This is a genomic window from Bradyrhizobium australiense, from assembly GCF_013114825.1.
In the GTDB taxonomy this organism is placed as follows: domain Bacteria; phylum Pseudomonadota; class Alphaproteobacteria; order Rhizobiales; family Xanthobacteraceae; genus Bradyrhizobium; species Bradyrhizobium australiense.
Genome location: NZ_JAAVLX010000010.1, coordinates 211,204 through 236,201, shown reverse-complemented (window position 1 = coordinate 236,201; position 24,998 = coordinate 211,204). Strand labels below are relative to the sequence as shown.

General features: G+C 62.4%; 19 protein-coding genes and 1 pseudogene. 10 read left to right on the top strand and 10 right to left on the bottom strand.

Annotated elements, in window-relative coordinates:
• Window positions 1–212: 212 nt before the first annotated feature.
• The gene (locus HCN58_RS28515) at window positions 213–1,682 is read left to right on the top strand and encodes a Y-family DNA polymerase (RefSeq protein WP_311966889.1); all 1,470 of its coding nucleotides are present in this window, start codon (window positions 213–215) and stop codon (window positions 1,680–1,682) included.
• Window positions 1,679–5,317, top strand: coding sequence for an error-prone DNA polymerase (locus HCN58_RS28510; RefSeq protein WP_171582672.1), 3,639 nt, complete (start codon window positions 1,679–1,681; stop codon window positions 5,315–5,317). Before HCN58_RS28515 ends, HCN58_RS28510 begins: the two co-directional genes overlap by 4 nt.
• Window positions 5,318–5,381: 64 nt before the next feature.
• Here HCN58_RS28510 and HCN58_RS28505 read toward each other — a convergent pair whose 3' ends face one another.
• On the bottom strand, window positions 5,382–6,587 hold the full coding sequence (locus HCN58_RS28505; protein ID WP_283814636.1) for an NAD(P)/FAD-dependent oxidoreductase: 1,206 nt from the start codon (window positions 6,585–6,587) through the stop codon (window positions 5,382–5,384).
• Window positions 6,588–6,782: 195 nt separating this feature from the next.
• On the opposite strand from HCN58_RS28505, the gene HCN58_RS28500 reads away from it, so the two are divergent.
• The gene (locus HCN58_RS28500; RefSeq protein ID WP_171582670.1) at window positions 6,783–7,817 is read left to right on the top strand and encodes an AraC family transcriptional regulator; all 1,035 of its coding nucleotides are present in this window, start codon (window positions 6,783–6,785) and stop codon (window positions 7,815–7,817) included.
• A 698-nt stretch (window positions 7,818–8,515) separates the two neighbouring features.
• Here the strand turns inward: HCN58_RS28500 and HCN58_RS28495 are convergent.
• The 3 genes from HCN58_RS28495 to HCN58_RS28485 form a co-directional block, all read right to left on the bottom strand.
• Entirely contained in the window at window positions 8,516–8,962 is a 447-nt protein-coding gene (locus tag HCN58_RS28495; RefSeq protein WP_171582669.1) for an MgtC/SapB family protein, read from the bottom strand.
• An 88-nt stretch (window positions 8,963–9,050) separates the two neighbouring features.
• Window positions 9,051–9,968, bottom strand: coding sequence for a hypothetical protein (locus HCN58_RS28490; protein WP_171582668.1), 918 nt, complete (start codon window positions 9,966–9,968; stop codon window positions 9,051–9,053).
• A 281-nt stretch (window positions 9,969–10,249) separates the two neighbouring features.
• Window positions 10,250–10,522: a PilZ domain-containing protein gene (locus HCN58_RS28485; RefSeq protein ID WP_283814632.1), complete on the bottom strand. Its 273-nt coding sequence runs from the start codon at window positions 10,520–10,522 to the stop codon at window positions 10,250–10,252.
• A gap of 349 nt (window positions 10,523–10,871) precedes the next feature.
• On the opposite strand from HCN58_RS28485, the gene HCN58_RS28480 reads away from it, so the two are divergent.
• Window positions 10,872–11,405: a GlcG/HbpS family heme-binding protein gene (locus HCN58_RS28480; protein ID WP_171582666.1), complete on the top strand. Its 534-nt coding sequence runs from the start codon at window positions 10,872–10,874 to the stop codon at window positions 11,403–11,405.
• Between the two features lie 137 nt (window positions 11,406–11,542).
• On the opposite strand, the gene HCN58_RS28475 is transcribed toward HCN58_RS28480, so the two are convergent.
• Both HCN58_RS28475 and HCN58_RS28470 read right to left on the bottom strand, forming a co-directional pair.
• On the bottom strand, window positions 11,543–12,313 hold the full coding sequence (locus tag HCN58_RS28475; protein ID WP_171582665.1) for an SDR family NAD(P)-dependent oxidoreductase: 771 nt from the start codon (window positions 12,311–12,313) through the stop codon (window positions 11,543–11,545).
• A 134-nt stretch (window positions 12,314–12,447) separates the two neighbouring features.
• Complete coding sequence (locus HCN58_RS28470) at window positions 12,448–12,735, bottom strand: hypothetical protein (protein ID WP_171582664.1); 288 nt, start codon at window positions 12,733–12,735, stop codon at window positions 12,448–12,450.
• A 56-nt stretch (window positions 12,736–12,791) separates the two neighbouring features.
• Between HCN58_RS28470 and HCN58_RS28465 the strand changes: the two genes are divergently transcribed.
• The 5 genes and pseudogenes from HCN58_RS28465 (at window position 12,792) to HCN58_RS28445 (ending at window position 19,512) form a co-directional block, all read left to right on the top strand.
• Window positions 12,792–14,186: a CoA transferase gene (locus tag HCN58_RS28465; RefSeq protein ID WP_171582663.1), complete on the top strand. Its 1,395-nt coding sequence runs from the start codon at window positions 12,792–12,794 to the stop codon at window positions 14,184–14,186.
• A gap of 142 nt (window positions 14,187–14,328) precedes the next feature.
• Window positions 14,329–15,573 (top strand): efflux RND transporter periplasmic adaptor subunit, encoded by a 1,245-nt coding sequence (locus HCN58_RS28460; RefSeq protein WP_171582662.1) that lies wholly within the window; start codon window positions 14,329–14,331, stop codon window positions 15,571–15,573.
• A 29-nt stretch (window positions 15,574–15,602) separates the two neighbouring features.
• Window positions 15,603–18,725, top strand: coding sequence for an efflux RND transporter permease subunit (locus tag HCN58_RS28455; protein ID WP_171582661.1), 3,123 nt, complete (start codon window positions 15,603–15,605; stop codon window positions 18,723–18,725).
• A gap of 26 nt (window positions 18,726–18,751) precedes the next feature.
• Window positions 18,752–19,045: pseudogene (locus tag HCN58_RS28450) on the top strand (hypothetical protein); the annotation flags it as partial.
• Window positions 19,046–19,287: 242 nt separating this feature from the next.
• Window positions 19,288–19,512 (top strand): hypothetical protein, encoded by a 225-nt coding sequence (locus tag HCN58_RS28445; protein ID WP_171582660.1) that lies wholly within the window; start codon window positions 19,288–19,290, stop codon window positions 19,510–19,512.
• Window positions 19,513–19,949: 437 nt separating this feature from the next.
• On the opposite strand, the gene HCN58_RS28440 is transcribed toward HCN58_RS28445, so the two are convergent.
• Window positions 19,950–20,915, bottom strand: coding sequence for an amidohydrolase family protein (locus HCN58_RS28440; protein WP_171582659.1), 966 nt, complete (start codon window positions 20,913–20,915; stop codon window positions 19,950–19,952).
• Between the two features lie 154 nt (window positions 20,916–21,069).
• Window positions 21,070–21,633, bottom strand: a complete 564-nt coding sequence (locus HCN58_RS28435) for a P-loop NTPase family protein (protein WP_171582658.1) — start codon at window positions 21,631–21,633, stop codon at window positions 21,070–21,072.
• 118 nt (window positions 21,634–21,751) lie between these two features.
• Here HCN58_RS28435 and HCN58_RS28430 point away from each other — a divergent pair, with 118 nt between their 5' ends.
• Window positions 21,752–23,350, top strand: a complete 1,599-nt coding sequence (locus HCN58_RS28430; RefSeq protein ID WP_171582657.1) for an FAD-binding oxidoreductase — start codon at window positions 21,752–21,754, stop codon at window positions 23,348–23,350.
• 62 nt (window positions 23,351–23,412) lie between these two features.
• On the opposite strand, the gene HCN58_RS36195 is transcribed toward HCN58_RS28430, so the two are convergent.
• Window positions 23,413–23,562, bottom strand: a complete 150-nt coding sequence (locus tag HCN58_RS36195) for a hypothetical protein (RefSeq protein ID WP_235983951.1) — start codon at window positions 23,560–23,562, stop codon at window positions 23,413–23,415.
• Between the two features lie 118 nt (window positions 23,563–23,680).
• Entirely contained in the window at window positions 23,681–24,853 is a 1,173-nt protein-coding gene (locus HCN58_RS28420; protein ID WP_171582656.1) for a LysM peptidoglycan-binding domain-containing protein, read from the bottom strand.
• Window positions 24,854–24,998: the final 145 nt, after the last annotated feature.

The window sequence follows — 24,998 nt, the reverse complement described above, 5'->3', positions numbered from 1 at the left end:
GGGTTGATATCTCTCACAACACGAACAGTCGGCTCCCTCTCCCGCTTGCGGGGGAGGGCTGGGGTGGGGGTGTCGCCGCGAGCGACACTGTCCGTGTAGAGAGAGCTTCCCCCACCCGGATCGCATCTTGCGATGCTATCCGACCTCAGAGCGAGCTTCGCTCGTCTCGACCCCCGCAAGCGGGAGAGGTAAAGCAAGTCTACCCCTTCGTCATCGTCGCCAAGCAGCACAATGCCATCCTGATCCACTCCCTCGACGAAGCCGCCGCCCAGGCCGGCCTCTCGATCGGCCTGCCGCTCGCCAATGCGCGCGCGATCTGCCCCGAGCTGACGGTGTTCGACGCGGATGAAGTCGCCGACCGCAAGACGCTCGAAGACATCGCCGACTGGTGCGACCGCTTCACCCCACTGGTGGCGCTCGATCCGCCGTATGGGCTCTATCTCGACATCACCGGCTGCGCCCATCTGTTCGGCGGCGAGCGCGCGCTGTTGCAGATCGTCAGCGGCGCGCTGAGCCGCCGCGGCTTTGCCGTCGGCGCCGCGATTGCCTCCACCGCGATCTGTGCGCGTACGCTGACGCGCCACGTCTCCGGAATGATCGTCGCCGATGGCGAGGAGGCGGAGGCCGTCAGTCCGCTGCCGGTATCGGCGCTCGGCGCGGATGACGCCATTACCGCCGGCCTGCGCCGCGCCGGGCTAAAGACCATCGGCGACGTTGCCTCGCGCGCCCCCCACGAAATCACCGCGCGGTTCGGCGCGCCCTTCACGACGCTGTTGGAGCAGGCACTCGGGCAGGGCAATGCGCCGATCAGTCCGCGCAAACCGCTGCCGGATTACATCGTCGAAAAACGTTTTCCCGAGCCGGTCGCCACCGACACCGTGATCGCGATGAATCTGTCCGCGCTCGCCGGCATGCTGGTCACGGCGATGGACAAGCAGGGCAAGGGCGCGCGAAAGCTGGAAGCGAGCTTCTTCCGTACCGATGGTGCGGTGCGCACGATTTCCGTTGAAACCGGGCGTCCGATGACAAAGCCGGAAGCGATCGACCGCCTGTTTCGCGAGCGGCTCGATGCACTCAATGATCCCCTCGATCCCGGCTTCGGTTTTGATCTCATCAGGTTGTCCGCCAGCCGCACCGAAATTGTGGTGCAGCAGCAGCGCGATCTCGATGCCAACGTCCATGACAATGACGAATTGTCCGCGCTGATCGACCGCATCGCTGCGCGCATCGGCGGAAAACGCGTCGTCGTGCATCTGCCGGAGGATACCCACATCCCCGAACGCGCGGTGCTGGCCGTGCCAGCGCAGCATCATCTCGCGGCTGCGGCGCAGGTCGCATGGCCCGAGCGTATCGAGGATGAGCCGCCGCTCCGCCCCTTGCGGCTGTTCGAAAAGCCGGAGCCGATCAAAGTGCCGTTCGCAACCGTGCCCGACGGCCCGCCGCATCAATTCACCTGGCGCCGCGTCACGCATGCGGTGGTGCGGGTGGAGGGGCCCGAGCGCATCGCCATGGAATGGTGGAAACAAAACGGCGACGGCCCGACGCGGGATTATTTTCGTATCGAGGATGAAGCGGGCCTGCGTTTCTGGATCTTTCGCGACGGGCTCTATGAAAGCGAACCGGCAGATGCGGAGGGCGAGCCCGTTCCGCCGAGATGGTTCGTGCACGGGTTGTTCGCATGAAAAACCCTTTGTCCGACTATGCCGAAATCGGCATCACCACCAATTTCTCGTTCCTGCGCGGCGGCTCGGACCCGCGCGCCTATGTACATCAGGCGAGCGAGCTTCGTATTCCCGTGATCGGCATCGCCGACCACAACACGCTGGCCGGCGTGGTGCGCGCCTGGAGCGAGCTCGACAACCCTGCGGTTGCGCATAAACCAAAGCTTCTGATCGGCGCACGGCTCGTCTTCATCGACGGCACGCCTGACATCCTGGTCTATCCGCGCGACCGCGCGGCTTACGGCCGGCTGTGCCAGTTGCTCACCCGCGGCAAACGCGGCGATGACATCACGCGGATCGAAAAGGGCGAATGCCACCTGAAATTCGATGATCTCCTCGATTTCGTCGAAGGCCAGCTTCTGGTGCTGGCGCTGCCGCATCGTTTTGACGCGGCGAATGCACAAAAACTTTTAGAGCGATTGAAGGCCAGCCCCGCCGATGGCGTGTGGCTCGCCGCAAGCCTGCTCTACCGCGGCGACGACAGGCGCCGGCTGGCGCGGCTACATCGCCTTGCGCTCGCGGCAAAGGTGCCGCTGCTGGCGACCAATGAAGTGCTGTACCACCATCCCGCCCGCCGCCCACTGCAGGACGTGCTGACCTGTATCCGCGAGAAAAGCACTATTGATGCCATCGGCAAGCGACTGGAGGCCAATGCCGAACGCTATCTCAAGCCGGCCCATGAAATGGCGCGGCTGTTTCGCGATCTGCCCGAGGCGATCGCGGAAACCATGCGCTTTGCAAAGCGCATTTCGTTTTCGCTCGACCAGCTCAAATACCAGTATCCGGACGAGCCGGTGCCGCCGGGCAAGACCGCGCAACAGCATCTCGAAGACCTGACCTGGGCGGGCGTCGAAAAATATTTCGGCGGGGTAATCGACGAGAAGCTGCGCGCCACCTTGCGCAAGGAGCTCGATCTGATCGCCGAGCTCAAATACGCGCATTATTTTCTCACCGTGCACGACATCGTCCGTTACGCGCGCAGCCAGAACATTCTGTGCCAGGGCCGGGGATCGGCGGCGAACTCCGCGGTCTGCTACGTGCTCGGCATCACCTCGGTCGATCCGACCAAGGTCGACCTCTTGTTCGAGCGCTTCATTTCCAAGGAGCGGCTGGAGCCGCCCGACATCGACGTCGATTTCGAACATTCACGGCGCGAGGAGGTGATGCAATATGTTTACCGCCGCTACGGCCGCCATCGTGCTGCGATCATCGCCACCGTCATCCACTATCGCCCGCGCAGCGCCATCCGTGATGTCGGCAAGGCGCTGGGGCTGACGGAAGACGTCACCGCAGCGCTTGCCGATACGGTGTGGGGAAGCTGGGGCAAGGGCCTCAACGAGATGCAGGTCCGCCAGGCCGGGCTAGACCCTACGAATGCGATGGTCGAACTCGCGGTTACGCTTGCCTCCGAGCTGATCGAATTCCCCCGCCATTTGTCGCAGCATGTCGGCGGCTATGTGCTGACGCAGGACCGGCTCGACACCTATGTGCCGATCGGCAACGCGGCGATGGACGACCGCACCTTCATCGAATGGGACAAGGACGACGTCGACGCGCTCAGCATGATGAAGGTCGACGTGCTGGCGTTGGGCATGCTGACCTGCATCCGCAAGAGCTTTGATCTGATCGCCGACCACAAGGGTCGGCGTTACGAGCTGGCCGACATCAAATCGCAGGACGACGACGAAGTTTATCAAATGCTGCAGCGAGGTGAATCCCTCGGCGTGTTCCAGGTCGAAAGCCGCGCGCAGATGAACATGCTGCCGCGCCTGAAGCCGCGCACCTTCTACGACCTCGTCATCGAAGTCGCGATCGTCCGCCCCGGTCCGATCCAGGGCGACATGGTGCATCCTTACTTGCGCCGGCGGAACGGCCAGGAAAAGGTGAGCTATCCGTCACCATCACCTGAGCATGGGCCGGCGGATGAATTGTACCGCGTGCTGCACAAGACGCTCGGCGTGCCCTTGTTCCAGGAACAGGCGATGCGGATCGCGATCGAGGCCGCAAAATTCACGCCCGAGGAAGCCAACGGATTGCGTCGCGCGATGGCGACCTTTCGCAATGTCGGCACAATCGGAAAATTCGAAGCTAAGCTGATCAACAACATGATCGCGCGCGGCTACGATCCTGAATTCGCCAAAAGCTGTTTTGACCAGATCAAGGGTTTTGGCTCTTACGGCTTTCCGGAAAGCCATGCCGCAAGCTTCGCGCAACTTGTCTATGTCTCGTCATGGCTCAAATATTGGCACCCCGATGCCTTTTGCTGTGGCCTGCTCAATTCGCAGCCGATGGGTTTTTACGCGCCCGCGCAGATTGTCGGCGACGCCCGCAAGAACGGCGTCGAGGTGCGCGAGATCGACGTGTCCTTTAGCTTTGCCCAGAACACGCTGGAGGAGGGGCAGGGCAAATACTGTGCGGTTCGGCTCGGCTTCCGCCAGATCGACGGTTTTCACTGGCTTGATGAGGATGAGGAGCGGCTGAAGCAAATGCAACTGTCATTCCGGGGCGATGCGACAGCATCGAACTATGGTGCGCAATTGCGCACCATAGAATCTCGAGATTCTTTGATGCTCAATTGCGCATCGGAGAATGACGAGACCAGCCGCACGGGGACGGTGCTCCCTCTCCCGCTTGCGGGGGAGGGTTGGGGTGGGGGTGCTGCCGCGAGTCCCGCTGCCCGTATGGAGAGAGTTTCCCCCACCCGGATCGCATCTATCGATGCGATCCGACCTAAGAGCGAGCTTCGCTCGTCTCGACCCCCGCAAGCGGGAGAGGTGACTACAGACTGGGCCGACCGCATCGTCGCCGCCCGCAACCGCCGCCCGTTCACCTCGCTGGAGGAATTCGCCCGCGACACCGGCCTGCCGAAGCGTGCGCTGATACTGCTCGCCGACGCCGATGCCTTTCGCTCCATCGGGCTCGACCGACGCGCGGCGCTGTGGGCGGTGCGGCGGCTGCCCGACGACGTGCCGTTGCCGCTGTTTCAGGCCGCGATCGCCCGCGAGCAGCCCGACGAGAAGGCCAAGCCGCTGCCGCAGATGCCGCTGCCGGAGCAGGTGGTCGCCGATTATCAGACGATCCGGCTGTCACTGAAGGGCCATCCGATGGAATTCTTGCGCGAGCGGTTCACGAAGGAGCGCGTCGTCCCCTGCAAGGATGTCAATCACAGCAACGACCGCCGCCGTATTCGCTGCGCCGGCGTGGTGCTGGTGCGGCAGCGGCCGGGCAGCGCCAACGGTGTCGTCTTCATGACGCTGGAGGACGAGACCGGCATCGCCAATATTGTGGTGTGGCCCAAGGTAATGGAGCAGTACCGGAAAGAGGTGATGGGTGCCCGCCTGATCCTGGTCGAAGGCTACATCCAGAGCAGCCCGGAGCAGGTGACGCATCTGGTGGCACAGCGGATGTTCGACCGCTCCCACGACCTGATCGGCCTCGCCAATGATGCCTTAAGCCGCAAGCATCCAGTGCCCGCAGGGCCCGCGCTGGTCGAGCCGCTCAACGACGACCGCCGCGATCATCCCGAGACATCAGCGCAAAAAATCCGCCACCCGCGCGACGTCCGCATCCTGCCGCCGTCGCGGGATTTTCATTGAGCCGATCGCTTCTGCGGTTGTCATCGGAGTATCGGCTTTCGGAGCGCAAAGCTGCCGCCGCCTTTCACGATCCACTCATCCTTTGGGTCCTCGAGTCGGCAGCGGCAAAAATTGCTTCGACGTTCTCCGGCGCAAAAAACTCTGTTGGCGATATCGTCCCGGCATTCAGACGCGCAAAGCCGTCCATGGCTGCCTGGTTGCCGTGAACCGCCCCAAGGATCCGTTGCAGCTCCGGTGGCGGCGGTTCAAGCGTTGCGAGGTCGCACGTGAAATCGTACATCGCGCCAACTTCCGCGTCGCGGATGCGCTGATATTCACCCATAGCTTCCTCGAATGGCCGCGCGCCCGACAACGATTGGTCGATTGCCGTGGCGCAGAGTTCGGCGTCTCGGAAAGCGTCGAGAATTCCCTGTGCTGTTATGAAGTCTTTGTTATAGCCGGCGTCCCCTACGAGTGCCCAGCCAGGGCCGTAAGGCTTGCGAAAATAATTCGGCACCGCCGCGCCGGCGAAGGGTGCTTCGCGTTTTGCGTTGCGCAGCCGCCTGGCGAGGTCTGGCGCCAGGTCAATTGCTTTCAAGTAGTTGCCCTCGATATCTTTCTTGTTGTCGGCAAACTCCGGGTAAGGCCAACCGGCAATTACGAGCGTCAGATCGTCGTGGGTCGGCGCTGCCGCAAATCCGCGCTTGTCGCGGATATAGGTTTCAAAGCGGCCGTCCATGGGCAGCCCGCTCCAATAACTGTAGTAAGCTGCCAACAGGGGTGGCTTCTCGCGGTACTGCTCGGGGCGGACCGCCTCGCTCAGCATGGAGTGTCGGCCGTCAGCCCCCACGATAATTTCGGCAGATTCCGTGACGGAGCCGCCGTGCTTCGATTGACCCTTGATGCCGACCACCCGCTCGCCGTCGATAATTATTTCCTCGACGACAAAGCCCTGACGCACCTCCGCGCCGGATTCGGCCGCGGCATCGACGAGAAGTTTGTCGAGGATTGTCCGCCGCGGGCAGTAGGCAACGGGATCCTTGTCAGTGCCGGGAGCGCCGGCAATGGTGAACGCGCCAAAGTCGAAGGAGTAGGTGTGGATCGGCGGGCAGCCGGTCGCCACCAGCCGGTCGAGCAGGCCCCATCGTGCCAGCGCATTCACGGCGCGCGGATGCAGGAGATGCGTTGAGACGGTGTCGCTCGGGAATGAAGCGCGATCGACCGCCAGCACTCGGTATCCCTTCCGCCCCAGGGACATCGCTGTTGGCGAGCCGGCGCAGCGCGCGCCCATGACGATCACGTCGAATGCCTTGCCCATCGAAAACCTCCTTGCAAAATTCTTCCCTGCCGCCAAGGTGCCAAGGAGCTGACTGGCCGCAGCGGCCGGAACTCGTGGCTTCGAGTTTAGCGGGAAGCCCCAGCCCAAACTTTGCCGAAACTCCATGGTTTTTTGCAGTCCATAGTGTCAACGGCGGCGGAGCAGGAGATGGATGCTCTATCCGAGGCCCTGACGTCGGTGCGCATGACCGGCGCCATCTTCTATCACGCGGAGTGTACGGCCCCCTGGGGGTTCAAGGTGCCGCACCTGCAAAAGGTCGCCCACGTGCTTGCCCCCGGAACCGAGCGCCTGGTCAGCTATCATTTGGTCACCCACGGAAAGGCGGTCGTATGCTTTTCGGGCGAAGAGGACATCGCCGTCGAGGCGGGGGATATTCTGATTATCCCCCATGGCGATGCTCATACTGTTTCGTACGGTTCGCCATCGGCCTTCTTTGACAGCGGAGCTTCGCTCGGCAGGTATCTCGCGGGCGATCTGACGACAATGCGCTTGGGTGGAGGCGGCGAACTGACCCAATTTGTCTGCGGCTATTTCGGCTGCGAGCGTCATGCCGAACGGCTTTTCCTTGCCGGCCTGCCGCTGATGATCAAGATCAATCTCCGCGGCGACCCGGCCGGCGAATGGCTGGAGAGCTCGGTTCGCCATCTTGTCTCCCAGGCAGGATCCTCGCGGCCGGGACAATCGGTGCTGCTCTCCAAGATGGCGGAAGCGCTCTTCATCGAAACCATCCGCCGCTATATGGAAGCGCTGCCGGCCGAGCAGACCGGCTGGCTTGCGGGTGCGCGGGATCCGGTTGTCGGCGGCGCACTGGCGCTTATGCACCGCAAGCCCTGTCATCATTGGACCGTGGAGGAACTTGCTGCCGCTACAGCGGTTTCACGCTCGGTCCTGGCCGAGAGGTTCTCTCGGTTTCTGGGCGAGCCGCCGCTGGCCTATCTTGCCCGCTGGCGACTGCAACTCGCCGCCAGGATGCTGCAAACCACGCGGGAGCCGGTGATACAGGTGGCGTCCGAGGTCGGTTATGATTCGGAGGCGGCGTTCAATCGGGCGTTCAAGCGCGAGTTCGGTATTCCGCCAGGACAATTTAGGGGCCAATTTAGGGGCCAATCCGGAGGATCGCGCTCCCGATCGGGACTGGTTGGAGGTGACGGGCCAGCGCGCATCCCCCCGGACGCGGCGTGAGAGCAATCAAAAAGGTAGCCCAGTGACGGCTTCGCCGAAGATCCGCTGGCGTCGATCTACCAATAGATCAATTCCGTTCGCGTCGTTCCGACTCCACTTCTCGCAAGCATTGCTGCGATCTTTTGCTTTTCGGCGCAATGTGCAGCGAGGGTTTGGTATAGCCGTGCCTCGATGAAGGGGGCATGTTCCCTGCTGGTGGACGTTGCATCGGCGGTCGCGGATATCAGCGCACTAATTTGGCGTATCAGCAGATCGTCTGTCGATGGCTGCATAACCTTCTCCTTCGATCTTGGTCCGACAAGGTGACTCCTGATTGCGGTTCACCGCAAGTCAGCAAATGCTGGCTGCGACAGATTGCTCGCGCTTCATCGAGCTTCAGCGAGCGAGGGTGATCCTGCGCATCTCCTGCAACCGAGCCAGACAATATTCCCGGTAGAGTATGTTGATGAGCGTCCACATGATCGTCTCCATGTCTGATCACGGGATCACGTTACGACGCCATCGTTTCGGGACTTTTTCCTCGGCCGGGAAAATGGTTTCGCACGAGGCACGGAATACTTCATGTTGTCCGCGGTCGACGAAATACCCTCACGGTGCGGTGACTGTTATGCATCGTATGCGTAGGATTTCTCCTGCGGCTTGATCCCCTCGCGACCAGTCCCGGTACAATCGGACCTTGGCTCATCCGGGCTAACGGCTCATTCCTTGCCGCCTTGACCGATCTGAAGATCGCGCTCTTCCTTGACCAGCGTCAGCAGCCTCAAGGTCAGGAACGTGAACACCGCTACCGTCACCGCGACGTCATAGCTGCCCAGCCCGACGGAAACGCCGATCGCGCCGGTGGCCCACAGGCTCGCGGCCGTAGCCGTGCCCTGCACAGTGGTGCCTTGCTTGAGGATCGCGCCGCCGCCGATGAAGCCGATGCCGGTGATCAGGCCTTCGATCACCTTCGCCATGCCGTCGGGCGAATGCACCAGCAGATTTTCGCTGGCCTGCACGAATCCGCAGCTCGCCATCGCGACCAGCGGAAAGGTCCGCAGGCCCGCGCTCCGCGCCCGCTTTTCACGATCCCAACCGATCGGAATGGCCAGCGCGAAAGCCGCGGCCAGCGCCAGAAAATGGAGGCCTATCTGAAACCGGTCCAAAACATGCCCTTCTGAAACAAAAGCCGCGCTAGCCGCAACACAGGCGTGTAACGCGGCAATGCGATGTAAAGTTTCGGTGGCTGTTGTCTTATCGGGTGCTGCCGAAGACGGCCGCGCTCGATGCTCCGCTCGTGATTGCCGCTTCAGTCCGGTACTGCGGCAGATGATGTTCGAGCGAGTGGAAGATGCACAGCGCGAGGCTCGCCCAGACCGCCAGGCTGAAATACAGCGACATCCAGGCAATCTCGTCCTTCCACTCCGCAAGATCGCGCGTCACCACCCAGCGCGTGCTGACGTCGCGCAAGCCCTCGCGGGGCGTCAGGCGCTTGTCGCCATCGGCATCCCCGGTCCGCCAGCGCTTCAGGTACATCGGGACGTCGATCGTGATGAGAAACGCCAGAAAACCGGCAATGCCCGCGATGGCGACAGCGAGACCCGCGCGAACCGCGCCGTTGAACTCCGGCAGCAGGCGGCAAAGAGCGACACCGATGGCGAAGAAGGCAACCGCCCATAGCGAATTCTCGATAGCGTTGCCGAGATAGTTCCTGGTCAGCACTGCATACCATGATAGGCATTCGGCGATCAGGATCAGCGGAACGATCATCCGCGCGACATTCACGACCGTATCCGCTCCGGTCATCGTGCCGAGCTGGTGCAGGATAATGGCCCATTGCGCCACGAAGCAGATCTCGGCCACGGTTGCCACGGAACGCCCGACCATGACGCTCGACAGCCAGGTGTCGAAAAGGCAGATCCGCTGCACGTCTGCACGCGGCAGAAACGACCTGAAGGCGCAGCCGAACACATAAGCCGCGCAGAACAGCAGCATCATTCCGATGCCGGACGCGCTGCCGGCGGATCCGCTCGGCTGGGCGGGAAGCTCGCGATACAGCGCGAACCAGATCGCGATATTGACGCCGCTTACCAGCGTCAACAGGCCCCACCACCAGGACACGGGATTCGACCAGGCCAGGGAACCTGACCGCGCCTGCCATTCCAAGCTCATTCGCCGCTCCGCCGTAATCGAACTGACATATGAATGTAATAATACAGTCATACGTCGAGGCCAATCACGACGAGATGATGTCTGCGGGGGCGCAGAGATGGCGCGCCGGCACGCCGCAGGAGAAGACTATCTCCCCTCTCGGTGAGGAGGCGCCCATGGGTCCGCGCGCGGCCCGATGACAGGCTCCGCGCCGTCTCCGGACGATGCTTCGCATCGCCGGGAGAACCATGAGGCCACCGCGGTGGTACATATTCGTCGAGCCGCGGCGAAGACGCTGCTTCTCAAGACAGAAATTTCACGCCATAGGTCTTGCCCCGGCGCCAGACCACTTCGCAGGACTGGCGCGTCGCGTGTTCGGGCACTAGCGCCAGTTGAAAACTGTCTCTGACATCGAACGCGGCGTCAGTCACGATCTTGGCGCCGCCCGGTGAGACGTCCAGGACAAAACATTCAATCCTGGTCATCCCGTCGTCGATCGTCATCCATGTCGGCCGTTTGCGGAGCTCGCGTCGCGGTTCGCGCTGCACTTTTGTCCTTTGCTCATCGACAATCATCGTGGCCATCCGTCATTGGACCCAGCCGAGCTGGGCATTCGAAACAGGCCATCAGAGTGAAGGTAACTTCGTAAAGTTCCCTTAGCTTATCGCTTCAAATTGACCGGTTTACTTCGTGAGTTGTAAGCCGAATTCACGCAACCGTGCCCGGTGTCGCGGCATGGGGCCATCCGCCATATCGGCTGCTTTCGCGACCGCAGCAAACCCCGTAGCAGGGTGCGCAATCTGCGCGGCCAAATTGAGTATCAACCAGCCCGCAAAGCCCCTACTGTTGACGTCAACCGGGCAGCAAAGGGGAAGCTCGGCAGCAACATAATCAATACCCTTATCAATACCTTGGGAGGAAGACATGCGTCAGAGCACTTTGGCGATCTTTGCAGCTTGCGCAGCCGTGACGGTCTGCGCTCAGGCTCAGGCCCAGCAACCGGCCCCTCCGGCCGCGGTGCCGGACCAGATGCCTTTCGATATTCCCTATGGAGATTCGATCACCGCCGACCGCGCGGCCGAGGTCGTGAAAGCGGTCGTCGCCGAGGCCACGAAATCGCCCCGCAACTGGAAGCTCGCTATTTCGGTCGCCGATACGCATGGCGAGCTCGTCTATTTCTACAAGATGGACAACACGCAGCAGGGGTCGGTGAACATCTCACAGAACAAGGCGCGCACCGCGGCGCGCTATCGCCGCCCGACGCAGATCTTCAACAGCGCGATGCAGACTCCTGCCGGAGCCTATATCGCCACGCTGGAGGCGCCTTCGCCGACCGCATCTCCCGGCGGCCTTCCGCTGGTCGAGGGTGGAAAAATCATCGGTGCAGTCGGTTGCAGCGGTGCCACCGGCGACCAGGATGCAGTCGCCTGCAAGGCCGGTGCGGATACGGTGAAGTAGTCGCTCCATCCGTCATTCCGGATCGTAAAATTGTAGGGTGGGCAAAGCGCAGGGTGCCCACCATTCAGTTAACATCGGGATAGATGGTGGGCACGGCGCAAGCGCGCTTTGCCCACCCCACAAACTGCACGCCTCCCTCAAAAATTAACGCGATTCGAAATCGCGCCGTCGACGACGAGATTCGAGCCGGTGGTGAACGAGGAGGCCGGGCTTGCCAGGAACACGGCGGCGTTGGCGATCTCCTGCGGCGTCGCCATGCGCCCGGTCGGGTTGCGCGCCAGCGCATCCTGGTATCGCTTCGGCATGTTCTGCTCGACCACGTTCCAGATGCCGCCCTTGAAATAGACCGTGCCCGGCGACACCACGTTAACGCGAATTTTCTTTCCGGCGTATTGCCGCGCCAGTCCCTTGGCCATGTGGATCAGTGCCGCCTTGATCGGGCCGTAGGAGCTGGCGCTATCCGCCTGCGCCGCCGAGATCGATGAAATGATGATGAAGGCCGCGTCGCCGGTCTTCTGCGCGCTCGCTTCGAGCAATGGACGAGCGGCCTCGAACGCGTTGACGGCGCCCAGCACGTCGAGCCGGAAATTCTGCTCCCATGAGACAGGATCGCCGCCTTGCGCCATGGCGCCGGCATTGGAAAACAGCATGTCGATGCTGCCGAGCGCCCCGGCCGCATCCGATACCCATGATTTCAGCGCGGCCGCGTCGGTGACATCGATGGGCGCGCCGGCCGCTCGCACGCCAAGCCCTTTCAGCTCGGCAACGGTGGCCGCGACCTGATCCGCATTGCGGGCGCAAACGGCGACGCCCGAGCCTTCGCCGGCCAGCGTTTCTGCAATCGCCCGCCCGATGCCGCGCGTGCCGCCGAGCACGACGGCGTTTCTGCCTTTCAAACCCAAGTCCATTTTGTTTTTCCCTCGTTGGTCCGACTATATTGTAGCGGCGACGGTGGCCACCACGAAAGCTCAAACCGAGAAAGTCTCTGCCTTTCCGTCATTCCGGGGCGTTCGCAATTGGACTCGTAGCCTGGATGAGCATACTACTCCGGCGCCGCACCCACCGGCGGGCCGCCGGGCGGACGATGCAGGAAAGTGATCGTCGCGTAGGCACCTAGCCACGAACCCAATGCTGCGAAGCCAACGTAAACCCAGTTCTCGGTGTAGCTGATGACGGCATATGACGAGAGCAGATACCAGACGCTGCTCCAGGTCGCCGCCGGCACGCGCTTGCGTGCGACGACCGCCGAGGTGAACATGACGTAGACCGCATCGGTAGCGGCGGTCGCAAGCAAAACGGCTCCCGCCGTTAGGGGATCGATGGCAGCCATTGTAACTCCTCTGGAAGCCGGGCAGAGCTTAAGAAAACTAGGCAAGCGACACGCTCATGCAAAGCCCCAGAGAAATCCTCTCCGGTATCTGGACCTCCATCGGTGGCGATCCGTCCGTGCTCGGCGCGCTAACGCTGACCGGCGATGAGCCGCAACTGCCGTCCTCGTTTCGCATCGCCGCCGCGGCGCAAGTGAGCGTCGCCGCAACCGCGCTCGCCGCAGCCGAGATCTGGAAAATGCGCAGCTGCCAGGCGCAGCAGGTCGCGGTCGACATGCGCCATGCCGTGGTCGAATGCCGGAGCGAACGTTATCTGCGCGTCGAGGGCAAGCCGCCACCGCCAGCCTGGGAAGCAATCGCCGGTATCTACAAAACCAGCGACGGATTCGTGCGGCTGCACACCAATTTTCCCCATCACCGCGACGCCGTCTGCAAGGTGCTGAACTGCAGGCCGGAGCGTGACGCGGTGCAGGCCGCGCTGAAGCAATGGGACGGCGAGGCGTTCGAGACCGCGGCCTATGCGAGCGGCGGCGTCGTCGCCTTCATGCGCTCCCATGACGAATGGGAGGCCACGCCGCACGCCCAGGCGCTCGCCGCATTACCGCTGATCTCGATCACGAAGATCGGCGAGGCTGCGCCGAAGCCGTGGCCGAAAGGTGACCGCCCGCTCGCCGGTATCCGTGTGCTTGATCTGTCGCGGGTCATCGCCGGTCCCGTTGCGGGGCGAACGCTCGCCGCGCATGGCGCCGACGTGCTGCTGATCTCGGGACCTGATTTGCCGGCGATCCCCTGGCTCGTCATCGACACCGGGAGGGGCAAGCTGACGAGCTTTGTCGAACTGAAGAGCGAGCAGGGGCGTAGCCTGCTGCGCGATCTGCTGGCTGAGGCGGACATCTTTTCGCAGGGCTACCGGCCGCGCGCGATCGCCGTCCTTGGCTTCGCTCCGGAGGACGCCGCACGCATCAATCCCGGTATCATTTATGTCTCGTTGTCCGCCTATGGTGCCGCCGGGCCTTGGGCCGAGAGGCGCGGCTTCGACTCGCTGGTGCAGACTGCGACCGGATTCAACCATGCCGAGGGGCTGGCGGCCGGCGTCGACGGACCGAAGGAATTGCCGGCGCAGATGCTCGACCACGCCACCGGTTACTTCATGGCATTCGGCGTCATGATGGCCAAAGCGCGCCAGGCGCGTGAAGGCGGCAGTTGGCACGTCCAGGTATCGCTGGCGCAGACCGGACGCTGGCTGTGGAATCTCGGGCGGATGGCCGGCGGGCTTGATACCCGGGATCTTACGGGGGAGGCAGTGACGCCGTTCATCGAGGAGGTCGTTTCAGGCTTTGGTGTGCTGCGGTCGGTCAGGCATTCTGCGGTTTTGTCGAAAACCCCTGCATTTTGGGCCCGTCCGGCGATGCCCCTCGGCAGTCACCCACCGAAATGGCCGCCGCCGGCGTAAGCCCTAACGGGGCGTTCGGACTGCCCTCTCTAAACTTTCATCTCTCCGCTAAGGCTATTTTCGTTTTTCATATTGTTGGAACGTGAATTGGGCACTATTAGCGCAGGGTGAGACAAATCGTCGCTGAATGGTTCCGGGCTGAATGATCAACGTGTTTACCAAGCGATTGCAGGTCGTTACCCGGCAGCGGTTGGCCGTGGGCGTCGGCCTGTTGGCCCTCGTCGGCGCGGGCGCCTACGGCTACGCCCAGATCGGCGGCCCAAAGCGCGGGCATTCGGAAATCTCGAGCCAATCCCGCAAGGGCTTGCAGCGCTACACGCCGAGTCCCGCCGAATGGGCCAGTCTGACCATTCAGCCCGTCACCGAACGTGGCTTCCGCGCCGAGCACGTCACCGAAGGCAAGATTGCGATCGATGAGGATCGCTCGACACCGGTGTTCTCGCCCTATGCCGGCCGTGTCACCAGGCTGCTGGCCAGGCCAGGTGATAGCGTCGTCAAGGGCCAGCCGTTGTTTGTGATCGAGGCCGCCGATAATGTTCAGGCGCAGAACGATTACATCGCGGCGATGAGCGCGATGAACAAGGCAAAGTCCGCGCTCGATTTGGCGGAGTTGCAGGGACAGCGCGCCAAGGATCTGTTCGAGGGCAAGGCCGTTCCGCTGAAGGATTATCAGCAGAGCCAGGCGACCCTGATCCAGGCGCAGAACGACATGCGATCGTCGGAAACCGCAGTCCAGGCGGCGCGCAACAAACTGCGCCTTCTCGGCCTCACCGACGAGGACATCGCGACCTTCCAGGAGAAAGGTCGCATCAATCCTGAGATCACCATCTTCGCACCGATTGCGGGCACCGTGGTCCAGCGCAAGATCGGCCCTGGCCAGTACGTCAATGCCGGCGCCAGCGACCCCGTCTACGTGATCGGCGATCTCTCCACCGTCTGGCTCACCGCGTTCGTCCGCGAAAGCGATTGCGCGAATGTCGCGGTCGGGCAGGACGTGACCTTCAACGTGCTGGCGCTGCCGGGCCGTTCGCTTTCGGCGCGGATCAACTACGTCGCCACCGCGATCGACCCTGCGACGCGCCGGCTGCTGGTCCGCGCCACGATCGACAACAAGAACGGTACGCTGAAGCCGGAAATGTTTGCCAACGTCACGATCTATTCGGCAGGCGACCGTCCCGCAGTCGGCGTGCCGAAGCAGGCGCTGATCTACGAAGGCGACCAGGTCCGGATCTGGGTCGCGCATCCGGACAAGACCATTGAACTGCGTCAGATCAAGCCCGGCCTCACCAATGGCGATCTCGTCGAGGTGGTCGGCAATCTGAAACCCGGCGAGCAGATCGTCACCAAGGGCGCACTATTCATCGACCGGGCCGCATCCGGAAGCTGATGCCTGCCTCATTGAAAGCTTCGATCTGAATGGATCGCCTGGTCGCCCTAGCCGTCAGCCGCCGCTATTTGATGGTCGGCATGTTCATAGCCGTGTTCGTCGGCGGCCTGATCGCGTTCAAGCAGCTCAACATCGAGGCCTATCCCGATCCGACCCCGCCGATGGTCGATATCGTGACGCAAAGCCCGGGGCTGTCGTCGGAGGAGATCGAACGTTACATTACGATTCCGATCGAGACCCAGGTCGCGGGCATCAAGAACCTGCGCACCATCCGCACTATCTCGCTGTACGGATTGTCCGACGTCAAACTGCAGTTCTCCTTCGACTACACCTATGACGAAGCGCTGCAACAGGTCTTGAACCGGCTGTCGCAGCTCGCGCCGCTGCCCGGCAACGTGCAGCCGGGCATTTCGCCGCTGAGCCCGACCGGCGAAATCTTTCGCTACCGGTTGACGGGCCCGCCGAATTACAGCGTGCTCGATCTCAAGACGCTGCAGGACTGGGTATTGCAGCGCCGCTTCCGCGCCGTTCCCGGCGTCATCGACGTCACCGGCTGGGGCGGCAAGACCAAGACCTACGAGCTGCAGGTCGATTTCAACAAGCTCGTCGCCAACGGGCTTACGCTGCCGCAGGTGCTGCAGGCCGTTTCCAATGCCAACATCAACGTCGGCGGCAATACCGTCAATATCGGCGCGCAATCGGCCGTGGTACGCGGCGTCGGCCTAATCCGCTCGATCGAGGACATCAACAATACGATGGTCTCGCAAAGCGGTGGCAACCCGGTGCTGATCAAGGATATCGCGATTGTCACGGTCGGCGAGAAGCCGCGGCTCGGCATCGCCGGTATCAACGAGAATGACGACATCGTACAGGGCATTGTGCTGATGCGTCGCGGCGAGCAGAGTTCGCCGACCATTGCCCGTGTCGAAAAGCTCGTTCACGACATCAATCATTCCTCGATCCTGCCGCCGGGCGTCAGAATCGAGCGGATCTACGACCGCAAGGATCTGATTGATCTCACCACGCACACGGTGCTGCACAACATGGTGGTCGGGATCATCCTGATCGTACTGCTGCAGTGGGTGTTCCTCGGCGATCTCCGCAGCGCGCTAATCGTCGGCGCGACGATTCCGTTCGCGCTGTTCTTCGCCGTCATCATCCTGGTGCTGCGCGGCGAATCCGCCAATCTGCTGTCGGTCGGCGCGATCGATTTCGGTCTCATCGTCGACGCCACCGTGATCATGGTGGAGGCGATCTTCCGGCGGCTGACGCAGACCACGGCGCTGTCGGAAGCCGAGCGGAGCCACATCTCGTTCGATACCACGATGGGGATGAAGAGCCACGCCATCCTGTCGGCGGCTGCCGACGTGTCGCGCTCGATCTTCTTTGCCGCCGCCATCATCATCGCCGCGTTCCTGCCGCTGTTCACGCTTAGCGGCGTCGAAGGCAATATCTTCGGGCCGATGGCGCGGACCTACGCCTATGCACTGGCCGGCGGACTGATCGCGACCTTTACGGTGACGCCGGCGTTGAGCGCGATCATCCTGCCTTCGCATCTGGATGAAGCCGAAACCTGGGTCGTGAAGCAACTCGATCGGCTATATGTGCCGGTGTTGAACTGGGCGCTCGTAAACCGCAGGATCGTGCTCACTGGCGCGGCCGTTCTCGTGCTTATGACCATCGCGTTCGCGCGGTTGCTGGGGCTGGAATTCCTGCCCAAGCTGGAAGAGGGCAATTTGTGGATCCGCGCCACGCTGCCGCCGACCATCTCGCTGCAGGAGGGCAACGCCTACGTCAACGAGATGCGCAAGATCATCCGCGCGCGTCCCGAGGTCGAATCGGTGGTGTCGCAGCACGGCCGCCCCGACGACGGCACCGACGCCGCCGGCCTGTTCAACGCGGAATTTTTTGCGCCTTTGAAGCCCAACAGCGAATGGCCGGGCACCCGCGACAAGGACGAACTGACCGCGGAATTGCTGGGGCAATTGCAGGACAAATTTCCAGGCGTCGAATTCAACTTCTCGCAATATCTGCAAGACAACGTCTCGGAGGCGGTCTCGGGCGTCAAGGGCGAGAACTCGATCAAGCTGTACGGCAACGACCTGCAGGCGCTGACGGATACCGCAAACAAGATCAAATCCGTGCTCGGCACCGTGCAGGGCGTCACGGATCTCGCCGTGTTCACCTCGCTCGGCCAGCCCACCATCCAGATCGATATCGACCGCGCCCGCGCTGCGCGCTACGGCCTGTCACCCGGCGACATCAATGCTACCATCAAGGTAGCGGTCGGCGGCGACAGTGCCGGCGATCTCTATGAGCCCGGCAGCGACCGGCATTTTCCGATCATCGTTCGCCTCGCCCCCGAATACCGCAAGAGCGCGGAGGCGATCCACAATTTACGGATCGGCGTGGCAGGGCAGGGTGGCGCGATTACGCAGATCCCACTCAGCGAGGTCGCCTCGATCAACCTGATTTCGGGCGCCGCTTACATCTACCGCGAAGGGCAGGAGCGGTACTTGCCGATCAAGTTCTCGGTTCGCAACCGAGACCTCGGCAGCGCAATCCGTGAAGCGCAGGACAAGGTCGCCGAGCAGGTTCAGCTTCCCCCGGGATCGCGGGTCGAGTGGGTCGGCGAATTCGGCAACCTACAGGACGCCATCCGGCGGCTGTCGATCGTGGTACCGATCAGCCTCGCGCTGATTGGCGTGCTGCTGTTCTTCAATTTCGGTTCGATGGTCGACACGCTGCTTGCGATGAGCGTAATTCCGATGGCGATCTTCGGCGGCGTGCTCGGATTGTTGATCTCGGGAATTCCCTTCAGCGTGTCGGCGGCGATCGGCTTCATCGCGCTGTTCGGCATCGCCGTGATGGACGGCATCATCATCCTGTCGCAGTACAATCAGCTCATCGACGAAGGCTATGAGCGGATGCGCGCGGTGATCCGTACCGGCGAGCTGCAATTGCGGCCGGTGCTGATGACCTGCGTGGTGGCGGGCGTCGGCCTGCTGCCGGCGGCGGTGTCGGAGGGGATCGGTTCGCAGGTGCAAAAGCCGCTGGCGATCGTGGTCGTCACCGGCATGATGCTGGCACCGCTGGTGATCCTGGTGACATTACCGGTGCTTATCTCGGTGTTTTCGCGCCGCGCGCGCTAGAATAGCTGTGGGCACATGCCATGCTCCTTGGCGCGCCGGCGCGGCACTACAATTTCAATGCGTCTTCGGATGCGCGCTCGATCTTCCGCTACCACATGCACACGCTGCCGGACGAGGTTAGCGGGCCGATCGGGACCTCGACGCTGTTCGCGGCCTGGAACGCCGCGATCTACGTGGCGCAGATCGAGGACGTCAGGCTGTCCGAAGTGGTTCGCGATGGCCGCTATCTCGAAGCCACCGACCGCGTCCTGAAGAAGCATGGCGGCCTCTGGTTCAACGACGAAACCTACGTAATTTCGCGCCGCCGCGCTCCGGCTTGAGAAGGGGAGGCGCCCGTGACCGTCTCCGATCAATCCCCCAGATTAGCCGCGCTGCTGCCTTCGGCCTCCGTCGAAATCTCCTCGCGCGGGCGCCAGATCGCGGAACTGCGCGACCATTTTGCCGCTGGCACTGATGTCACGATCACATTCCTGCCCGCCGACAATTACCGTCACAACATTGAAACGGCTGCCACGCTGCGCCGGCCGGCTACAATCCGGTGCCTCATATCGCGGCGCGCGAAATGGTCTCACGGGAAGCGCTCAACAATTTCCTGACGCGGGCCCGCGGCGAAGCCGATTTCTCGCGCATCGTCCTGATCGCGGGCGACGTCGCCGCTGCGAGAGGCCCGTTCAAATCGACGCGCAATGTCGCCGCCAGCGGCTTGCTCGATGCGCACAGCATTGCGTCGGTCAGCGTGGCCGGCCATCCCGAGGGCATCCCTATCTCGAACTACCGGATGCACTGAGCGGCCTGAAGGCGTGGCGCGACTGGGGCAGCGGTCGCGAACGCGGGTCGATGTGGTCACACAATTCTGCTTCGAGAGCGCGCCGATCCTGCAATGGATCGGCGCTCTTGATCACGCCGACATCGAGCTGCCTGTCATCGTCGGCCTGGCCGGTCCGGCGACACCTGCGACATTGACAAAGTTCGCGCTCCGCTGCGGCATCCGCAATTCCATGCGCGCGCTGCGGGCCCAGATCGGGCGGTTCGGCCGTCTGTTGACGGACGCCGGGCCAGACGACGTCGTTAAGGGATTGCGATCAGCGCCCGCAGCCGTAACGGCTTCGATCGCAGGATTTCACCTGTTCCCGTTTGGCGGCCTATGTAAGGCCGGTGACTGGCTGCGCAACTTTGACCGCGACCCCTCGGACAGCAGCGGGCCGCGATGTCGGGCGCCGGGCTTCAGAATCCGTAAAGCTGCACCGGGTTGTCGACCAGGATCTTCTTGCGGATCGCCGCATCCGGCGCCCACACCGGAAGCTTTTTCAACAGCCGTCCGTCATCGATCTGGAACAGCGGCGTCACGTCGCTGATCTTCTTGCCCGGCGGGGTCACGGAATCCGGGTGCGGCCAGTCGGTGCCCCAGACGATGCGGTTGGGATTGGCCCCGATCAGCGTCTGGGCGAGCGGTATGCAGTCGGTATAATCGGGGGCGAGCTTTGAGGCACGGTAAGCGCCGGAGATCTTCACATAAGCCTTGCCCGACTTCACGAGGTCGACGAGATCGGCAAAGCCCGGCTGCTCGACGCCAAGGGCTGCCTGTGCGCCGCCAAAATGATCGAATACGACCGGCACCGGCGAGGCCATGACCAGATCCTTGATCGCGGTGATCATCGCCGGGTTTGTGTAAAGCTGCACGTGCCAGCCGCGCGCTTTCATGCGCTCGACGGCGGTCGTAAATCGCGGCCGGGCGACGTTCGGATCGTTGACACCGCCGGTTGCGAGATTGAGTCGGACGCCGCGAATGCCGGCCTTGCCCATCACATCGAGATCGCTCTCCGACGTCTTGTCGTCGATCACGGCGACCCCGCGCGCGGTCGGTCCCCGCGCCGCCATGCCGAACAGCGTCGCCGAATTGTCGGTGCCGTAGATCGAGGGCGTGACGATCACCACGCGCTCCATGTGCAGCGCCTTGTGCAGGGCGGTCATCTCCTCAGGCGAGGCCAGTTCGGGCGTATAGACGCGGCCGGAGAAGAACGGGAATTTTTCGGGGTCGGGGTGAATGTGGGTGTGGCAGTCGCAGGCGCCCGCGGGCACGTCGAAATTCACCGGCGTCGCCGGCTGCGCCGCTTTGGCGGAAGCGGTTCTGTTGTTCATGATCACTCCGGCTGCGATGGAGGCAAGCATCATACTGCGTCGCGTCAGCATTGGTGTTCTCCCTGCGATTCGATTGTTGATTATTGTCGTCTCGACAGGGCGCGGTCCCCCGTCAACTCCAGCGTCCTCCCCTGAGAGCCGGGCGTCGCTTCGCCGCGGCCTGCGGAGAGAATATCGGCAGAAGTGGGCCGCGGGAAGGCGCCCTTCATGCCGGGCTGTCGCCGTCGCCGCCGATCATTCCGCGAACTTCGGCGACCAGTTCGGGCAACGGCCGTGATCCATCCATCCGCAGCACAGGGCAGGGCAGTTTGGCAAGCCAGGCCTGATGCTTTGCTTGGGTACGGCTCACATTGCCATCCTCATAACCTGACGCCCATTCGATGAATTCCTCGGTCTCTGCATGCCGCCAGCCACCGGCCGCCACCGCCTCAGTCCCAAATCGGGTGGCCTCGCGGGCACGCAGCCGCTGCAGCCGTATCTCGCGAGGGGTTGTGAGGAAGACAACCACGTCGAAATGTGGGCTCAGCACGTCACCCCAACCGTTCAGCGATCCGCTCAATATCCAGGCCGCGCGCGGCAGGAAGACAGCCTGCATCAGCTTCAGGCGCTCCGCGACGTCGCGAATATGCCGGTAGGGCGGCTCGGTCGGCAGCCAGAAATAATCGTCGGTGTCGTGATGCGAGATGGCCAACGCACTGGCGAGAGCGCGGCCGAGGCTGGTGACCCCCGCACCCGATGCTCCCATCACGTGTATGTGGCAGCTCTTCATTTGTTCGCTCCGGCTTATCGCTTCGGTAACGCAACCTGGTCTATCGAACCAGAAGCCACCGCTATTTGACTAAAGAACCGCGCCCCCGGAATATCTCGCAATCCCCTGGAATCGATTTATGAAAAAATTTTCGCAAAAATTAAAAACCGGCGTCTCCGTGGCCGCCGTGGTAGTCGTGCTGCTCGGCGTTTACAGCTATCGCAAGCTTCAGGCGCTGGCCGCCGATCCCGCAGGCGAAAAGGATTGCAGCCCCGCGGTCGGCGGCGGCGAGCACGCGAAAATCGATCTGGAGCGGATCAAGGCGATAGCGCCGCTCAAGGACGTGAAATGGTCGCAGCTCGGCGGCAGCATTAATGATGCGAGTTGTCTCAACAAGACCGAAATCTACGGCGCGGTCGATGTGCGCAGCATCGAGGACATTGCCAAGACGCTGGCCTTTGCACGCGACAACAAGCTCTCCGTCACCACCGCCGGCGTGCGCCACAGCATGGGCGGGCACGCCTTCCGCAAGGGCGGCATCGTGCTTGATATGCGAAGCTTCAACAAGATCGTGCTGAACGAGAGCGCACGATCGGTCACGGTGCAGCCGGGCGCGACCTGGCACGACATCCAGAACGCGCTGCATCCGCGCTTTGCGGTGCGCGCCATGCAGTCGACCGATATCTTCACCGTTGGCGGCTCGATCTCGGTCAACGCCCATGGCATGGACCATCAGGCCGGCGCGCTCGCCAAATCGATCAAGTCGATGAAAGTGATGCTGGCGGACGGGTCGCTGCGTACGGTATCAGCGACCGAGAATCCGGATCTGTTCAACCTCGTGGTCGGCGGCTATGGCCTGTTCGGCGTCATCGTCGAGGCCGAACTCGATATCGCTGACAACCTCGTCTATCAGACTGGCCGTCGGGTGATGGACTACAAGGAGTTTCCGGCCTTGTTTGCCGGCGAGATCGAGAAGGACGGCAATATCGGCCTGATGTACGGCCACCTCTCGACCGCGCCGAGCACTTTCCTGAAGGAGCTGCTGCTCTATACCTACACCAAAGTCGACGGCACCGATTTCAAGCGCCAGCCGCTCGGTGAGGTCAACGGTACCAAGCTGCGGCGGCTGACTATCAACCTTTCCAAGCAAGGCCCGTTGTTTCAGGAAATGAAGTGGCTGTCGGAGAAGCACATCGAGCACCGAATGGAAAATTGCACGGTGACGCGCGCGCAGGCGATCGGATCGGCGGAGGCCTGCCTCGTCAACCGCAACGACCCGATGCACGATTCGGTGCCTTACTTGCGCAATTCATTACCCGACGATACCGACATCCTGCACGAATATTTCATCCCGCGCAGTCAGTTCGTCTCGTTTGTCGATGGCATGCGCAAGGTGCTGACCGACAACAAGACAAATCTGCTGAACGCATCGGTCCGCGTCGTTCATCAGGAGAACAACTTCCTGACCTATTCGCCGGAGCCGGCGTTCTCGCTGGTGCTCTATATCAACCAGACCACGGATGAAGAGGGCAACCGGCAGATGAAGAAGGCGACGGAGGAACTGATCGACCTCACGATCGCGCACAAGGGCCGGTTCTTCCTGCCGTACCAGCTCCATTATTCGCGTGACCAGTTGCAGCGCTCGTATCCGCAGATCAACGATTTCTTCGCAGCGAAGCGGAAGTATGATCCCGTCGAGTTGTTCACCAATACGTTTTACCAGAAGTACGCGTCGTAATGTCTATCCGCCATACTGAGCATCGTGCATCTCTCGGCAAAGCGAGATGGTAATCGTTCACATCACAAAAAATCGCGCAGCCTGGCAATTTCAACCACGAGTTCGGCGGAGATGACTTCAGGGATCAACTCGCCCTGTCGGGCAGTGTGAATCTCGTACAGATGACGTTGGCGCAGCGGCTGCTCCAGGAACTTCGTGATGCATTCGCCCAACGTGCCATCAAAGACCGAGTACGGGATCGGCCAAACAGCGTCTTTGGCGCGTTCGTTATTTTTCGAAGGCCATTTCTTTAGAACGGCAGGAGCATGAAAGTCCGTTTGCGGGCACTCCTTAAGGATTGGCTTCCCGGTTGGGAATGACAAAGATCTGGCCGGGATAGATGAGGTTGGGATTGCGGATTTGCTCTCGGTTGGCCTTGTAAATCGTGGCGTAGCGCGTGCCCGCACCGTAGGTGGCCTGGCTGATGCGCCACAGGCTGTCGCCGCGCGATACGGTGGTGGTCGTGATCTTCGGCACCACCACGGTTGAGGAGTTCGTTACGTCCGGCAGGGCAGCGGCTGCGGCATCCGCCACCTGCGACTGCGGTTGGGCGACGGAGCCTGGTTTGGACGGCGAGGTCCGCGCGGGCATCGATGCGGTAACCGCCGGGTCGGGCGCGTTGAACGGCACCTCGGCCCGCCCACGCACCGCGCCGGACTTCGAATCCACCTCGTCCAGCCTTACGCGATAGTTTCCGGGCCCGATCCCTTCATTGATCGTGACGGCAAAGCGTCCGTCCGCCCCCGCCGTTACCGACGCAATGAAGCTGTCGTTCAGATAGAGCCTCATCGGAGCGCCGGCGCGCGCACGGCCGCTCACATGGAATTTGCCGCCGGCCTCGGTCTCGACCGCCTCGACAACCACTGCAGTGGATTCCGGCTTTGCTTGGGCCGGCTGTGACATCACAACGGTAGGTTTGTTTGGCGTCATCAGGGCCACGACCGGCCGTTCCTTCAGGTTCGGCTCAAGCGCCACTGTCACGCTCTGTTTGGATATGGTCTCTCTGCCGTCCGGCTGCTTGGCGCGCAACGTCAGGTCATAAGTGCCTGGCGGAAGCGGGGGCGGGATCATGGCGAATTGCCCGGATTGATCCGCGACCACGCGATCATGCAGTTCGCCATTGCGCAGCAGTTCCACGGTGACGCCCGGCGCCGCGCGTCCCGCGATGACAGCTTCGCCGTTCGGCTCGATCCGGGCGACGTCGAATGCCGGCCCGCCATCGCTGTCGAGAGCTGCAGTCGATCCGGCCAGCGCGGCCGCCACCGCGTTTGCCTCCACCTGCGCGCTTGCGAGTGCAGGCCCCTTGGCGCGCTCCTCAGTGACCGGCTTTGGCGCGACGCTTGCGGCCTTGTCAGCAATCGGCTCGCGCCCGATGTACTGGATGACGACGATCGTTGCGATGCCACTAGCGGCAACAAGCCCTATCAGGGACACGGCCAATCGGTTCATTAATGTCTTGATCATGGTCTTCGCCCGTCGGCCGGGAACGTCGGCCCGGCACCATTATACAGTCATTTCGGCCGAAATGGGTACTCAAGTGGTGAGACACGCTGCAGGTACAAAAGGACTAGGCCGTTCGAGGTGGACCGGCCAGGATGGCTGGAACTCT

Coding starts and splice junctions, on each gene's coding strand:
- HCN58_RS28510 (WP_171582672.1), top strand. CDS start 1,679: ATGAAAAACCCTTTGTCCGACTATGCCGAAATCGGCATCACCACCAAT.
- HCN58_RS28505 (WP_283814636.1), bottom strand. CDS start 6,587: ATGGGCGCGCGCTGCGCCGGCTCGCCAACAGCGATGTCCCTGGGGCGG.
- HCN58_RS28500 (WP_171582670.1), top strand. CDS start 6,783: ATGGATGCTCTATCCGAGGCCCTGACGTCGGTGCGCATGACCGGCGCC.
- HCN58_RS28490 (WP_171582668.1), bottom strand. CDS start 9,968: ATGAGCTTGGAATGGCAGGCGCGGTCAGGTTCCCTGGCCTGGTCGAAT.
- HCN58_RS28485 (WP_283814632.1), bottom strand. CDS start 10,522: ATGATTGTCGATGAGCAAAGGACAAAAGTGCAGCGCGAACCGCGACGC.
- HCN58_RS28480 (WP_171582666.1), top strand. CDS start 10,872: ATGCGTCAGAGCACTTTGGCGATCTTTGCAGCTTGCGCAGCCGTGACG.
- HCN58_RS28475 (WP_171582665.1), bottom strand. CDS start 12,313: ATGGACTTGGGTTTGAAAGGCAGAAACGCCGTCGTGCTCGGCGGCACG.
- HCN58_RS28470 (WP_171582664.1), bottom strand. CDS start 12,735: ATGGCTGCCATCGATCCCCTAACGGCGGGAGCCGTTTTGCTTGCGACC.
- HCN58_RS28465 (WP_171582663.1), top strand. CDS start 12,792: ATGCAAAGCCCCAGAGAAATCCTCTCCGGTATCTGGACCTCCATCGGT.
- HCN58_RS28460 (WP_171582662.1), top strand. CDS start 14,329: ATGATCAACGTGTTTACCAAGCGATTGCAGGTCGTTACCCGGCAGCGG.
- HCN58_RS28455 (WP_171582661.1), top strand. CDS start 15,603: ATGGATCGCCTGGTCGCCCTAGCCGTCAGCCGCCGCTATTTGATGGTC.
- HCN58_RS28445 (WP_171582660.1), top strand. CDS start 19,288: ATGGTCTCACGGGAAGCGCTCAACAATTTCCTGACGCGGGCCCGCGGC.
- HCN58_RS28440 (WP_171582659.1), bottom strand. CDS start 20,915: ATGCTGACGCGACGCAGTATGATGCTTGCCTCCATCGCAGCCGGAGTG.
- HCN58_RS28435 (WP_171582658.1), bottom strand. CDS start 21,633: ATGAAGAGCTGCCACATACACGTGATGGGAGCATCGGGTGCGGGGGTC.
- HCN58_RS28430 (WP_171582657.1), top strand. CDS start 21,752: ATGAAAAAATTTTCGCAAAAATTAAAAACCGGCGTCTCCGTGGCCGCC.
- HCN58_RS28420 (WP_171582656.1), bottom strand. CDS start 24,853: ATGATCAAGACATTAATGAACCGATTGGCCGTGTCCCTGATAGGGCTT.